Consider the following 15,175-nt stretch of genomic DNA (forward strand, 5'->3'; position numbering starts at 1 on the left):
GCAGTCACTAATCTAACCAGACGCTAGATATTCTTCCTCCTCCCCTTTGACAAAAACCAACACAATTAATACCTACTTAAGAAGGATTCGTCACTTTTGTTTCGAATATTTAGAACAATTGGAAATAAGAGGGGAGGATTGCGGTGAATTGTTCTGGTTCGTTTTTTGAACTACGAAAATTTGTTGCGCCCGAGTTTATTTTCGGAATCGGTGCATCCGAACTAGCCGGCCGATATGCCCAAAACTACGGTGCCCAAAAGGTTCTACTTGTAACAGATGAAGTATTACGAACAACAACCCCTTGGGTTGAGAACATCCAAAAATCATTAACTGCTTACGGCTTGCCCTTTGTTATTTTTGATCAAGTATCGCCTAACCCTACATCATTCGAGATAATGAACGGTGCAGGGCTCTATTCCTCAGCGAACTGTAATGCAATCGTCGCATTAGGAGGCGGAAGCGTAATCGACTGCGCCAAAGGCATCGGAATAGTAGTCTCCAATTATGGGGACATTCTGACCTTTAACGGGATTGACAAAGTAACTAAGCCCATGCCGCCTTTGATTTCTGTTCCAACGACAAGCGGCTCGGCATCTGAGGTTTCCCAGTTCGCCATCATCCGCGATGAAAAAAGCAAAACAAAAATTTCGATTGTCAGTAAAGCTATTCTCCCTGATGTGGGGCTGATCGACCCAGAGCTTACTACAACGATGGATTCATATCTAACGGCCTGCACAGGCTTAGATGCCTTGACTCACGCAGTTGAGGCCTATGTCTCAAATGTAAATTCACTCTTTACCGATCTTCATGCTCTTGAAGCGGTGCGTCTTATTTGGACTTCCCTTGCGGAGGCAATCGCGGCTCCGGACAACCTATACTGGCGGTCACAAATGTCCCAAGGAAGCTTACAGGCTGGGCTGGCTTTCTCTAATGCTATCTTGGGAGCAGCGCACGCCCTCTCCCATAGTCTCGGGGGGCATTTTAACCTTGCTCATGGTGAATGCAACGCTCTGCTGTTGGGGCCGGTTGTCGAATATAATTACTGCGCCTGCCCTGACCGGTTCAATACCCTCGGTAAGATTATGGGTGTTTCTTTAGATACTATGCCCGATGACGCTGCAGCTAAAAAGCTACGCGATACCATTGAAAACTTCCGCCACAAAGTTGGGTTATCACATACTTTACGCAGCCTTAATGTCACGCCTGCCGATATTAATTGCCTCGCTGCTAATGCCGCTTCGGATGTCTGCCTTGCCACCAACCCCCGTTCAATGACTATCCAAGAAATCGAGGCCATATATGAAAAAGCACTATAACCAGCAAGACTCAGCTAGTTTAACTCGGGAACTGCTTATTGGGTTAGGCGAGACTTCCGTCCGAAAAAACTACTATCCAGAGCTTCAACACCATATTGCGGAGCTCGAACGTTTTCGGTTATTGCTCAATCAGACTCCTGAAGCCATATTTCTTGTCGAACTTAGCACTATGCGCATAGTTGATTTAAATGAAACTGCCCGCTTATGTTTAGGCAACAATAGCAATTTAGATTTGTCTACACTTGAAAGTTTATTTTCTACTAACTTAGTCGATAATATTTCAAATTTAGATGAACCCCGAACTTTAGAAGGTTTATTTAATTGCAGCAGTAAAGGGACTATTCCGGCCGAGATCACAATAAGCCGGGCAATGCTCCACGATACAAGCTATGCGGTCATTGTCGCCCGCAATATTACCGAACGAAGGTTATCTGAAGATCGCCTCCAAGCCGCCTACGAGGAACTTCACGCTAGCTACGAGGAGTTGGAATCTCTCTACGGCCATCTTTCGACTGCCGAGGAAACACTTCGAAAAAAAATTAATGAACTGGAGCAAAGCGAAGCCCGCTACCGCTTGGCAATGGAAGGCGCCAATGATGCAATTTGGGACTGGGATTTAATTAATGATAGTTTGACCATTTCCTCACACGGTTACGAAACGCTTGCCATCACTTCCGAAACTGAGCATAACCATAATGCATTTTGGCGTTCCCGCATCCATCCGGAAGACTTACCTAACCGCGAGCAAGCCTTAGCACTGCATCTTTCCGGCGAATCCCCGCAATATGATACTGAGTACCGTTTTTCGCCTACTCCCGGGAACTGGCTTTGGATACGAGCAAAAGGCAAGGCTCTTTTTGATAAAAACGGTATACCGATACGAATTTCCGGCTCCTTAACGGATATTACTGAACATAAAAAACATGAACAGCAAATCCATTATCTTGCCTACCACGATACTCTCACCGGCCTCCCTAACAGGTTCAGTTTTAATAAAAAACTTGATAATTTTATTGCACAATGTGAAAGCACTGAAGTATCAGGCGGCCTATTCTTATTAGATATTGATAACTTTAAACTTGTTAATGATTCTCTCGGACATATCGCAGGCGACGGGCTTTTGCAAAAGGTCGCCCAGCGACTTAAGGCCTTTTATCCTGCTAAATCTATCGCCGCCCGCCTTGGTGGAGACGAATTTGTTGTGCTAATTCGTGAAATTAATTTAGATGAACTTGAATACTGGGCTAAGAGCTTACTAAAGTTGTTTGACAGCCCCATAGCGGTTAACGATATGAATCTCGCCTTGTCCTGCAGCATTGGGGTAACTGCTGTTTATACAACAACCTTATCAGCAGCCGAGGTTATGCGTGAAGCTGATACCGCCTTAAACCACGCAAAAGCTGGGGGAAAAAAATCATTTTGCCTATATAAGCCCGAGATGCAAAAAGCAGTACTTAACCGTATTGAACTAGAGCATGAACTGCGGAATGCCTTAGCAGCCAATGAGCTAATTATGCATTATCAGCCGGAAATTGATTTAGAAACCAAACAGATTGTCGCCTTCGAGGCCCTGATCAGATGGAAACACCCGCAAAAAGGCCTAGTCCCGCCTCTATCCTTTATCCCCCTTGCCGAAGAAACCGGTCTTATTCTGCCGATTGGCGAGTTTGCCCTGCGTTCAGCCTGCCGGTTTGGAATTCAGGTTAATAAGGCACAAAAAAACCCTATCCGCATTTCAGTTAATATTTCAGCCCGGCAACTTATGCAGGATGACTTCGGCGCAGCCGTATGCCGCATCATAGCAGAGGAAAACTACCCGCCTGAACTGCTTGAACTTGAGATTACCGAAAGTATATTAATGGAATCTTTCGCAGCGAATGTCCGAGTTATTGAGTTTTTGCGTTCAAAAGGCATTACAATTTCCCTTGATGATTTTGGGTCAGGCTATTCATCACTCACTTACCTCCGCAAACTTCCTATCAATATCATTAAGTTGGACAAGGACTTCATACAAAACATAGTTCATGATAATGCAACTAATTCAATTGTCAGAACAATTATCAGCCTTGCTCAAAATTTAAATCTCCCGGTAGTCGCCGAAGGCGTCGAGACAATCGAGCAGTTGGAAACACTTCGCCAGTTAAACTGCCCCTATATCCAAGGTTACTTTATCAGCAGGCCGCTGCCGCATGAGGAAGCATTAGCCTTCAAAGTAAAAATATAACACGCGGGACCTTCCTTGCCTTACCTTTGAGGCAAGAAGGGTCCCGTTCCATCTTTTCGCCATAGTCAGGAGATAACAAAAGACGTTGCCTTTGCAACGTCTTTTGGGGATGTTTTACATCTCCGGCTGGAAAGTACGACAGTTTGTTTCACGACTTTGTCTTGCTGAATCTCCACCGTTGTCAACATTCACTTCAATAGCTGAAGCAGTACAAAGATTACCGCGATCATTAAACTTACAGTTCTTTACGGTACATTTTACCCCTGAAAGTACACTGCTCATTTTATCACCTCCGCCAGTATTTTATCCGAAAAATATTGGCGGTATTCTTGGTTGTTTATGTACGCCTATATATCATTAGTAAAGTCAGTCTGTTTTATCGGCAACTTAATTGTAAATGTGGTTCCTACTCCAAGATTACTGCTTACATTTATTTCACCATGATGTTTGTTCACAATATCGTACGATATGCTTAACCCAAGGCCGGTCCCCTGACCGACAGGCTTAGTAGTAAAGAATGGATTAAATAGTTTATTTAAATTCTCGGCTGAAATCCCCACTCCTGAATCAGTAATATCACAATAGATATGCTCATCGTCATTATATGTTCTAATTCTAATCAACCCTAGGCCTTCGCAGTTTTTTAGCTTAATAGCTTGGGCAGCATTAACGATTATGTTCAAGAAAACCTGATTAATGGCTCCCCCGACTGCCTGTATATTTGGAATATCTGCGAACTCCTTCTCAACCTCGGCCCAGTATTTTATTTCGTTTCTTGCGACAATCAATGCACTTTCTATTCCCTCATTCACGTCGTACTCTTCGTAATTATTTTGATTATCAACCCGCGAAAACGCTCTAAGTTCCTTAATTATCTTACTTACACGATCCAGCCCGTCAGTAGATTCCTTAATTAAGTCAGGCATATCTTCCATAATTAGCTTAAGTTTCTTTTCTTTTTCTAACTTGTCTAATTTATTAATCCAAGCCTGCATACTAAAGTCTGCGTTCTTAGCCATATTCACTTTCCATTCGCTATAGGCTGCTAATACCTCTTTCAACCGATCAAGATATTTTACCAATGTATCAAAGTTGCTGATCACGAATCCTAGCGGATTATTGATCTCGTGAGCCACTCCGGCAGCCAGTTGTCCTATTCCTGCAAGCTTTTCCTGCTGAATCAGCTGTGATTGAGTACGGCCAAGCTTGTCCAATGCTTCCTGCAGCTTTAGATTTTTCTCCATCAGCTGTTCCTCGGCTTGACGCCAGTTAGCAATATCTTGAAACATCTGAATTACTTCGCTTACCGTTCCATCCTTGTTCATTATCGGCCACGTAACTATCCGAAAATATTTATTTACCCCGTCAACTACTTTTGTAGCAACTCTCTCACTAATACTCCCGTCGTGGAAAGTCTTTATGACCGGGCAGTTATTGCACACCTGCCCCTGTTGTTCTAATGCTTGATAGCAGGTAGAACGTTGACTTATGTCAATTGTGGGAAACCATTTAGATAACTGATTATTAATTGAGACAATCTCCATTTCCTGATTAAGCAGCCAAATCCCAACCCCGATATTATCTACTAATGTCTGATACCTGTCTTGGGAGGTCTGCAAGGCTTCCTCGACCCATTTTCGAACAAGCAATTCCTTCTTCACTGCAGTATGTAAGAAAGCATTATTAAGCGAAGTTGATGCTATCTCTGCGAACTTATCAAGCCACTCAAGGTTTTCAGGTGTTAATCGGCGATTTCCCTTGGAAAAACCTACACCGATAACCCCAAATAGTTTATCCCCTGCTTTAAGCGGAATCCCGATAACAGTTTTAGCCTTGCCGACAAGCCAACTGCAATTAGTATTATCCTCGTCATTCCATATATATACCGAAGTTGAGCGCCACACTATACCGCTAATTCCCTCGGTAAAATTTGCTGTGCTTCCGATTAGTTCGGCATATAGACCAATGCCGACACGTGTAACCATAGCCTGTAGCTCATCATCAAATAAATCAACAAACCCATCGGTTGCTTCAAGCGCTGTCATAGCGTTGACAATTATATCTTGAAGGAGATTATGAAAATCCAATTGACTCATAATCTTCAAAGCAACATGATGAAGTGAATTCAACAGATCTTCTCGTCCTGGTAAACATGTCTTAGTCTCCAAATTGTTCCCTCCAAAAAGACTGGTATACATTGCATTGACGCAAGTCTCATTTTATATCAGACACAAAGACTATTAGCAGTTCATTACGCGTCCTGCGGCAATCAAGCTGACTGTCATAGTAGGCGCAAAGCTTTGCCAGTAGGCGCAAAGCTTTGCCAGTACCCGCAGGCAGCTTTCAAGCTCTGCAAACTCGCTCTCAGCTATAAGAGACCAATCAATTTGAAACTTAGCAGTTAACTGGTGCTTAGCTTGAAAACTAGCGCAGCCAAGTTCGCAGTAAATGTCTTTTTTGGTGACTTTATCAAGCTTACTTGCGATAAAACTCAGCACAAAGATTATAAAAGTATTAAACGCGGACAGATTATAGGAATTACATCCTTGCTCGGTCAGTGTAAATCGGCAATTAACGTTAGACTCATTGAAGATATGCTGGGCACCATCAACGATCTCTTTGATATCAAAGTTGGCTTTAACGATAGGCATTATTCTGATTAGTATAGCTTTTAGCTCTTTTAAGGCCTCTAAATCCGGATCGCTTGGCTTGTTTTGTTCCCAGGAACTAAGTTCTTTAATTATATCTATATTTTTTTATACATCGCAAGTTTAACTTCCATATCACGAAGCACTTTCTGGTAAGTAACATTGCGGTGCTGGAGTGTTTCCTTAAGTCTATCCCGTTCCTTATATAGATTGTAATAATCGACAGCCTGTCGCACAGCCCCCAGTAAATCTTCCTCCATATCCCAGGGCTTAGTTATAAACTTGAAAATATCAGCTTGGTTAATTGCTGCCAGAACTTGTGGCAGAACAGTATACCCGGAAAGTACCATCCTAATAATCTCAGGCCTGGTTTCCTTGACTATCTTTAAGAAAGTCAGCCCATCCATCTTAGGCATTTTCATATCTGCTACTACAACACTGACATCATTTTTTTCCATTATTTCAAGGGCCTCTTTGGCGCTGCTCGCAAACAGCGACTTAAATTTTTCTTCGAAAACAGCCCGCTTTATTGAGCTTAAAATGTGAACCTCATCGTCTACAAATAGAACAATGTTATCCATTCAGCCTGCACCTCCCAAAATAACAAAGCAATTACTCTACCAATAGTAAACGGCATTCTTCTTGAGATATGTCAAGAAATTTCAGGGCGAACTCATTTATTTCCGCATTATTTTGCTTGTTTAGTGACTTCCAGGAAAAATGGTCGGCAATATTGACCGCGCAAACCAGTTCTCTATTCACAATCGGATTAGCTGCAGGATTGTGATGGAATAAGGCGGCTTCAACAATAGGATAAGGAATATCCCACCAGTTGAGTAGGTATCCGCCAAGCTCCTGATGGGTCACTCCAATCACTTGCTTTTCTTTTTGCAAGAAGTCGCTTGTTTTATCTACCGTTAATTTGTTTGAAATATCCAAAAATTCACAAGGGTACTGACTAAGCAGAAAAACCTTACCAATGTCATGCAAGAGCCCCGCGGCGGCACAAGAGTCGGGAATTTTCTTTTTTAAGAGTTTTTCATAAATTAGAATAAGATACTTATTAGTCAGTCCAGCATGTTTCCATAATAATTGCCGGTTATAGCTTAGGCTAGGCGACGAAGCAGATTCCATTATACTTACTGTTAATACGATATCCTTGACAATATGTAAGCCAAGATAAACAATTGCCTGCCGTATTGAGCCTGTATTTTTTCCATAGAATGCTGAATTTACAAGGCTTAAAACCCGGGCTGCTATTGCCGGATCACTTTCAATAAGTGCAGCTATATCCTTCATATCTGCCTCAGTGTCGATTAACTCAATTAACCGGTTGTAGATTTTGCCCAGTGTCGATAAGCCCTTCATGTTATTGATAGTATTAAGCAGCTTAGCCTGCTGCAAAATGCTCTGACTTTCAAACATGTGTTTAACAACCTCAAGCAGCTGGTCATTATCCCAAGGCTTTAGCAAGTACATTTTTGAAGAGCCATCTAATAAAGACTTAAATATCTGGGATTCTTCAGCATAGCCACTCAGAATTATTCTTATTGTCGTGGGATAGAGCTGTTTCGTTCTTTTTAATAGTTCATGCCCGTCCATGTTTGGCATCCGCATATCGCTAATTATTAAATCCACTTTCTCCCTGCACATAATTTCCAAAGCTTCTTCTCCGCTATTTGCGGTAAATACTTCATAATCAGTTTCAAGGAACACTCTTTGCAACGCCTTCAGTATTTGCTTTTCATCGTCGACCAAGAGGATGCTTCTCGTATGCAATACTCTCATCTCCTAATAAAAATAAGCGGTGAACTAACTTGTGTAGTTAGTTCACCGCTTAGCAACGTTTTCCCTTTTAAAAAGGTTAACAATTTAGCCGATGACCAAGACGCTGTAATATTCCCATCTTCGTTAAGTGGGATTTAACAGCGTCTAAGCCCCTGGATGATTTTGTCTAATCTCCTGCCACACCTTTTTCTTATCGGCCCGTTTATGACGATACATATTGGTGTCAGCCACGCTTATAGCTTCCGCTATACTTTTGATCGCATTATGCCCCTTGAAAGCAAACCCAATCGATAAATACAGCAAGCTTTCCGGATCCAGGCGTCGAGCTTCAGCTGCTTCAGCCAAAATTTGATTGCTAATGTCTTCAACCATCGTCAATTCAGCATTATTAACCAATATTGCAAATTCATCGCCGCCAATTCTGGCAGCAACAGCATCTTCCGGGCAAACTTTAGTGATTATGCCTGCGGCCGACTTAAGGGCTTTGTCGCCAGCGCTATGTCCAAATACATCATTCAGCATCTTCAGAAAGGCTAGGTCACACATGATAACCCCTACTGGAGTGTCTAGGCTGCTTAACCGTTTTACTTCTTGCTCGAAAAAGGTGCGATTATAAAGCCCAGTCAATGAATCGTGCAAACTGATATATTGTAGTTTCGCATTTGCGCTAACCAGTTCAGCGGTTACCGTGTTGACCAAATGGGTTAGTGCCTTGAGCACGCCAGTGCCCCTGCCGGCGACATTATCTTGATGTGATTTTGGGACTTCGCCGATTTTTTTTGCTGTCGGTTTAATTATCCTTCCGCCTCTTTCAGATAGCGCCACTACCGTCATGGTGGCATTCAGCAACTGATTAGTTGACCCAGCATGAAAAAACTCTCCCAAGGTAAAAAATCCGGCGGTAGGAGCGATTTCCTGAAGGGGCTCGGTTTCGATCTTGCTTAACTCCTGCAGAAAACCTCTTCGGCATTCACAGGAATAAACATATATACTCTCAACTGGTTTCTGCTTAATTTCTTTGCACAGACCGGCAATTGCTTCTGAAATTGTCCCAACATGACCATAACTTAAACGAACCTTATCGCCCTCAAGCAATTCTGCTGCAAATTGAATTGAGCCATCAGCAAAGTAAGTAATAGGTGTCCTAGCTGTCGGGATACCTTGTCTCTCAGTTATCAGCGGATATTCAATTACGTTAGCAAAATTTCTCTCATCAAGGCCCAGATACTTGCGATAAACATCATAAGCAGGCATATTATCAATAGTATAAACTCGCAAACCATCCACCTTGGTAATAGTCATCTCTTTACCAATAGGCTGCCAGCCTAGATGGGATCGGCAATTAACCGTTAATTCCTCACCTTCGAGCACTACTCCAGCGACCCCGCTGTCAATAACCTGCCCATTACACATTACAAAGCTTTGTTCTGTCAGTGAATTACTCCCGGCAATTCCACCAGCAACCGGTAGACTGGGATATACAGACTGAACTCCCTGCAGCATATCCTTTGTATTTACCGCTAGCCCAGCAGCAAATAGAATTAGCAGTTTTGCCCTATCACTGCCAAGCTTTGAGGCAAGCACCCGGCCCAGTTCAAAATCGTCACCGTTTTTCGGCAAAATTTCGGCTGTAATGCTACTATGCTGAAAAACCGAAAAAGATATCACTGTCCTAAGCCCGCTTACTTGTCCGTTCATTATCTCGCCAGACGTAGTCGTCCCGATGATACATGCCTGCGGGACTAGCTGGTTAATTTCTTCCGCTAAATTCGCAAGAAATGCATTGTCACATCGACCACTGAAAATCTGAGCTAATACAGCAGACCGATTTTGATTAAATAAGACCTCTTTATTTTTTTGACAAACTTATTTAAGCCGGAATAATCCTCATAAAAGGTATTTATTGTTTTCATACTTCCTCTTCCCCGCTATACCAGTAAGAAACTAACCAATATGTTTGGTTTCTTATTGTAAAGTCGCCTTGAGTTTATCGACTAATAGTCGATAAACTCAAGGCTTCGCGTCCTTTTTTAGAGTTTGCCAAATCTATTCTTATCTTAGCGATGAGAAGACGCTGTAGACTTCCATCTTCTTAAGCGGAATTAACAGCATCTAAGTCCTGGATAAGTCCGAAAAGCTTCAGATGGAGTTAAAACTCCGTCTGAAGCTAATATCATTTGTCGGTATTAACACAATTTTATCACAATTATGTTGATTGGTCTAGTCCGGTTAACATACTTACACTTTTCCCTTGGACCTAGCCAAATTTAAAGAAAGTAGTTCTGGAAAAGACTTGACAATAATAATATTTAGCAAAAGGAGGGGAAGAGAATGACAGACCAAGAAAATCAAATGCCAAAAAGCGCATCCTCAAAGTTTCCACTATGGTTACAAATTTTAGTCGGTCTTGTTATCGGTTGTTTGATTGGTTGGCTCTGGCCAAACTTCGGCGCGTCATTACAACCTATCGGCACAGCATTTATTAAAGCCATTAAAATGATTGTAATTCCATTAGTTTTCTCGGCCGTCACCCTAGGCATCTACAAAATGGGTACTGACATTAAACAGTTAGGACGCTTAGGCCTGCTTGCTTTTACTTGGTTTTATATCGCAACAGGAATATCGATTGCATTAGGTATCTGTTTGAATTTCATCTTCCATCCTGGCGCTGGAGTAGCGCTTCAAGCTACTGGCAGCCTCCCGCAAAACCTAGCAACTTCTATAAATTGGTCCAAATTCTTTCTTGATATCATTCCAGATAACGCAATAAGCGCTGCCGCGAACCAAAAAATCATCCCGATCTTATTCTTTTCTATCACTTTTGGTCTCAGCCTGGCGTCAGCTGGGGAAAAAGGCCGCCCTGTTGTTAATGTGCTCGAAGGCATTATGGAAGCCATGTTCAAATTGACTAAAGGCGTAGTCGCAACTGCTCCGCTGGCAGTGGCCGGTATAATGGCATGGGTTTTGGCAACCCAAGGCGGCAAAGTTCTTTATGCCATGGCTAAGTTAATCGGCACATTCTATATAGGCTTGCTAGTCATTGTGCTCATCTTCTGGGTGCTTGTCTACTTCCTAGGACACCACCCATTTGCTACAACCAAGAAAGTAATGGAGCCGCTGCTGTTAGGCTTTACTACTTGCTCATCAGAAGTAACACTACCAGTCCACATGCAAATTCTTGAAAAGACAGGAATACCTAACAAGGTTGTTTCATTCGTCATACCGCTCGGTTATAGCTTCAATCTTGACGGCGCTGCGCTTTATCAGTCGCTAGCAGTTTGCTTCCTTGCTGAAGCCTATGGAATTCCGCTCGATACAGCTTCAATTTTAACTATCCTAGTAACAACCTTAATTGCCAATAAGGGAACGGCTAACGTCCCCTCCGCTTCTTTGGTAGTTCTTGCGGTTATTCTAACTTCAATCGGGCTGCCGGTAGAGGCTATTGCCATCTTAGCCGGTGTCGACCGGTTTATGGATATGGGCCGTACAATGATAAATGTTTTTGGTAATACGATTGCAGCCCTGCTGCTCCACAAGTATGGCGGAAAAGGCATTACCGATGCGGCTTAACGCAAGGCAAAGCCAAACCTAGATTATTTTTGGCGCCAAAATAGCTACGATAGAGTAAGGACGCCTTTAGATAGGCGTCCTTACTTATATGAAATTTCAATGTTAAATATTGGAGGCGAGATGCATGAACCTAGCTCAATTTCCTCGTCGGCGTTACACTGACTATCAGACGCCTTTGGAAAAATTGTCGAGATTGACAGACTTCATCGGTGGACCCAATATTTATATTAAAAGAGATGATTTACTCGGCCTTGCGGCGGGGGGAAATAAAACCCGCAAATTAGAATTTTTGGTGGCAGATGCCCTGGCAGCTGGCGCCGACACCCTTATAACCTGCGGCGCAGTGCAATCTAACCATTGCCGGCTTACATTAGCAGCAGCTGTCAAAGAAGGGTTGAAGTGTCAGTTGGTATTAGAGGAGCGGGTCCCCAACAGTTACAAGCCTGATTCCCTGGGCAATAATTTTTTGTTTAACCTAATGGGCGTTGAAAAAGTCAAAGTAGTTCCCGGCGGGTCTAACATGCTGCAAGCCATGCAGAGTTTAGCTGATGAGCTAGCACAAATGGGCCGAAAAGCTTATATCATCCCGGGCGGCGGCTCAAACGCAATCGGCGCTACCGGCTATGTTGCTTGCGCCGAAGAAATTTTGAGTCAAACCTTTGAGCAGGGAATCAACATAACTCACGTAGTATGCACCAGCGGCAGCGCCGGAACTCATGCTGGTCTAGTTACTGGGTTTTATGGCTGCAACAGCAATATTCCTGTGACCGGTATTAACATTAGCCGGCCAAAAGCCATCCAGGAAGACTTGGTTTACGGCTTAGTCCAGAAAACTGCAGCCCATCTTCAAATCAAAGGCGGAATCCCCCGCGAAACCGTTAAGTGTTTTGATAATTATGTTGGTGCTGGTTACTCTCTGCCAACTCCCGAAATGATTGAAACTGTTAAGCTCTTAGCCAGCCTGGAAGGAATACTGCTTGATCCGGTATATACCGGCAAGACAATGGCTGGTCTGATTGACTTGGCCCGTAAAGGCTATTTTAAAGCTACTGACAATGTTCTATTCGTCCATACCGGGGGCTCCCCGGCCTTATACGCGTACGCCGATATTTTCGACTTTGGCCGCGCACAGTAGCCGATAACAAAACGAATATCGTAGCTATACAAAAAGGCCCACAACCCATTTACCGGTTGGGGCCTATGTTTTTATTTTTTATGGCCATTGCCTTTGCCATTATTGTGCTTATCATCATGTTTGCTGTTTTTCTTATAATCCTTCTTGTCATCGCGTTTATTGTCACGGAAATGCTTGCGGTCATGACGATTATCGTTATCTTCAATTTCTATGTAAGTTATATTAACACCGCGCGCCCGAGCAGCATGGACAGCATTATAATTGCCTTTTTTAAGATCTTTTACCTTTACTCCATATAACTTGGCGATTTCGCCCCACCCCATGTTTTTATGACGGAGACGGCTAATTTCATTTATATCCCGCCCGGAATAATAGGATGTGGCATAAACAAGCGATATATCGCCGAACCCAAAATCAAATTCAGCTTTCAACCGCATAATATCCTGCGCATAAACCGGGCGGTTATAACTGCTGGACAGAACCTGCGCAAACCTGATGCTATCGCCGGACAAAGTAGTTTTCGATGATGATATGCTTACGTCGCCAACGGAAGCGGTAACGTTTGATGTTGTAACTGAGGCGGCGTCAACTCCGCCTTGGATACCGAACGCTAACACAGCTGATAATGCCACAGCCGCAGTAGCTCGCCGTAGTTGCATATAAATTCCTCCTAATGGTCTTGTTACCGTAAATTTTACCACTGCGACTGACCAGTCAGCCAGAGGCGTAAGTCCTATCTTCTACCTAAAAAAATAAATCTTCACTGTTATTTACAAATATGCTTTGGGGCGGCAAAAGGACTTGGTCTAAGCCAAGTCCCAATAATGTAAAGCCCTCAAAACTATTAAATTTTATTTGATCTTTGACTGCAAGAACAAATGAATCCGTGTTTTATCATGTTCCTTAGATGAATTAAGCGGAATACCTACTACTACTTTGCCAAAGAGACCGGGCGAACTGCTAAAAACAACACCGATACCCGTACTTGTCAAAAAGTCATGACTTTGCGAGCCATTTGTAAAGGAGTTATAGGTACTGCCATGATCAAGAAAAAGTAGCCCTTTAAATTTATTCGCGTCGTGCAGCGGGAAATTATACTCGACACCAATGTAATAGCCCTGGTCGCCGCATAATACTCCTTCATGATAACCTTTTACTGATGACATGCCGCCTAAGGACATTTGTTCAGAAGACGGCAACTCACTGTTGTTGGTCATTTGCCCTGATAACCGCCAGATTATACTGCGACGGTCGGCTAAAGCCTGATGCCGGATGGCTGATAAATTGAACCGCCAAAAATGCTTGTCGGTATATGCATCTTTCTTAGAGGCAGATATACCGGTAAGACTGTACTGGCTGTACCATACTCCCTTATTGTCGATTGTACGAATGCTGCTGCCTAATGTGGCCGTCTTAACCTCTGAATCAAGCAAGGTATTGCCAAAAAAATCAGTACTTGAATCCTTCCAATGCAATTCAGCATAGCCTTCCACCTTCCGGTTTGCTGTGACAGCGAACGGATGACTTATGCTGAGGCCAACATCGGAGGAGTCACCGGCAATATCCATACTTTCATAGGGCCCGGATACAATATTGACCTGATTCTTGCTATAACTAAAACCAAGCCGAGTGCCAAGCTTGTCCACCGGCGCGCTATAAGCTATAGATCCGCCCATCGTTCCCTTGGTCCAAGTCGGATTAAGCGTTAAGGTCTCACGGTTGCCAAATAAACTGTTATTGGTTACAACTATACCGGCACGATAAAGTCCGCTCTCATCGCGTCCCGCATTGTCGGCGAACATAGTGGTCTGCCATTTGGCCGGTTCTTTTACAAGCAATATACAGTCAGTTGTGCCAAATTCCTTGCCCGGCCGCAGTTCTGCCCGCAATGCCACATCATTAGTATTATTGAAATAAAAAATATCTTTTTGCAATTGATCCAATTTTACTAAATCACCGCTGCTTAGCGAAAGCCGATTTTTAAAATAAGAATCTTCGGTATGCCGGTTTCCTTGAATTAGAAATTCTCCAAACCGCCCTTCGACGAGTTGAATTTTAACGATTCCGTTCTCAATCTTTTGCGGCGGTAAAACTGCTTTGGCGGTAATATAGCTTTTTGCTTTATAGAGCGCGTTGATCTCGGCAACTGCTTTATAAAGGTCGCTAAGCCCCAGCTCACGCCCTTCATATTTTTCCTTTATTCCTTTAAGCTCGGCGTCGCTCAAGATTGCTGACTTATTGGTGTTAATCTTTCTAATCGCAATAATTATATTATCAGGCTTAGCAGCGTCTTTTTCTTGCTCTACCTTGTTCAGGATGTTATCACTGCTTGGCAAAGCATCTTTTTGATATAATTTCTGCTCTTTTTTATAATAATCCCCTATTCCCGCATCGGATACCGCCGCCTGACATATGCTGCTCACAGCTAATGCAGCTGCAGCCATAACAACTGTCTTTTTAAGCATATTTCACTTCGTCCTCTCCGTATCGCTAC

The 15,175-nt window shown here is 43.1% G+C and carries 12 protein-coding genes; 4 read left to right on the top strand and 8 right to left on the bottom strand.

What is annotated here, in order from left to right; translation table 11 throughout:
- The first annotated feature begins 143 nt into the window (after positions 1 to 143).
- Together GX348_05145 and GX348_05150 are read left to right on the top strand one after the other, a co-directional pair.
- On the top strand, positions 144 to 1,316 hold the full coding sequence (locus GX348_05145; GenBank protein ID NLP41575.1) for an iron-containing alcohol dehydrogenase: 1,173 nt from the start codon (positions 144 to 146) through the stop codon (positions 1,314 to 1,316).
- The gene (locus tag GX348_05150; protein NLP41576.1) at positions 1,300 to 3,540 is read left to right on the top strand and encodes an EAL domain-containing protein; all 2,241 of its coding nucleotides are present in this window, start codon (positions 1,300 to 1,302) and stop codon (positions 3,538 to 3,540) included. The genes GX348_05145 and GX348_05150 overlap by 17 nt, the downstream gene beginning before the upstream one ends.
- A gap of 114 nt (positions 3,541 to 3,654) precedes the next feature.
- Here the strand turns inward: GX348_05150 and GX348_05155 are convergent, their stop codons facing one another.
- The 6 genes from GX348_05155 to GX348_05180 all read right to left on the bottom strand — a co-directional run bounded on the left by GX348_05155 (position 3,655) and on the right by GX348_05180 (position 9,674).
- Complete coding sequence (locus GX348_05155; protein ID NLP41577.1) at positions 3,655 to 3,822, bottom strand: DUF1540 domain-containing protein; 168 nt, start codon at positions 3,820 to 3,822, stop codon at positions 3,655 to 3,657.
- Between the two features lie 65 nt (positions 3,823 to 3,887).
- On the bottom strand, positions 3,888 to 5,708 hold the full coding sequence (locus GX348_05160; protein NLP41578.1) for a GAF domain-containing protein: 1,821 nt from the start codon (positions 5,706 to 5,708) through the stop codon (positions 3,888 to 3,890).
- A 72-nt stretch (positions 5,709 to 5,780) separates the two neighbouring features.
- Positions 5,781 to 6,191, bottom strand: coding sequence for a hypothetical protein (locus GX348_05165; protein NLP41579.1), 411 nt, complete (start codon positions 6,189 to 6,191; stop codon positions 5,781 to 5,783).
- Positions 6,192 to 6,286: 95 nt separating this feature from the next.
- The gene (locus tag GX348_05170) at positions 6,287 to 6,769 is read right to left on the bottom strand and encodes a response regulator (protein NLP41580.1); all 483 of its coding nucleotides are present in this window, start codon (positions 6,767 to 6,769) and stop codon (positions 6,287 to 6,289) included.
- A gap of 31 nt (positions 6,770 to 6,800) precedes the next feature.
- Positions 6,801 to 7,967, bottom strand: coding sequence for a response regulator (locus GX348_05175; GenBank protein NLP41581.1), 1,167 nt, complete (start codon positions 7,965 to 7,967; stop codon positions 6,801 to 6,803).
- A gap of 153 nt (positions 7,968 to 8,120) precedes the next feature.
- On the bottom strand, positions 8,121 to 9,674 hold the full coding sequence (locus GX348_05180; protein ID NLP41582.1) for a diguanylate cyclase: 1,554 nt from the start codon (positions 9,672 to 9,674) through the stop codon (positions 8,121 to 8,123).
- Positions 9,675 to 10,328: 654 nt separating this feature from the next.
- Between GX348_05180 and GX348_05185 the strand changes: the two genes are divergently transcribed.
- Complete coding sequence (locus GX348_05185; GenBank protein NLP41583.1) at positions 10,329 to 11,546, top strand: dicarboxylate/amino acid:cation symporter; 1,218 nt, start codon at positions 10,329 to 10,331, stop codon at positions 11,544 to 11,546.
- Positions 11,547 to 11,670: 124 nt separating this feature from the next.
- On the top strand, positions 11,671 to 12,681 hold the full coding sequence (locus GX348_05190; protein ID NLP41584.1) for a D-cysteine desulfhydrase: 1,011 nt from the start codon (positions 11,671 to 11,673) through the stop codon (positions 12,679 to 12,681).
- Between the two features lie 71 nt (positions 12,682 to 12,752).
- Here the strand turns inward: GX348_05190 and GX348_05195 are convergent, their stop codons facing one another.
- Positions 12,753 to 13,340: a hypothetical protein gene (locus GX348_05195; protein NLP41585.1), complete on the bottom strand. Its 588-nt coding sequence runs from the start codon at positions 13,338 to 13,340 to the stop codon at positions 12,753 to 12,755.
- A gap of 192 nt (positions 13,341 to 13,532) precedes the next feature.
- Positions 13,533 to 15,146: a ShlB/FhaC/HecB family hemolysin secretion/activation protein gene (locus tag GX348_05200; GenBank protein ID NLP41586.1), complete on the bottom strand. Its 1,614-nt coding sequence runs from the start codon at positions 15,144 to 15,146 to the stop codon at positions 13,533 to 13,535.
- Positions 15,147 to 15,175: the final 29 nt, after the last annotated feature.

The sequence above is a fragment of the Veillonellaceae bacterium genome (assembly GCA_012523975.1).
Classification (GTDB): Bacteria; Bacillota; Negativicutes; order JAAYSF01; family JAAYSF01; genus JAAYSF01.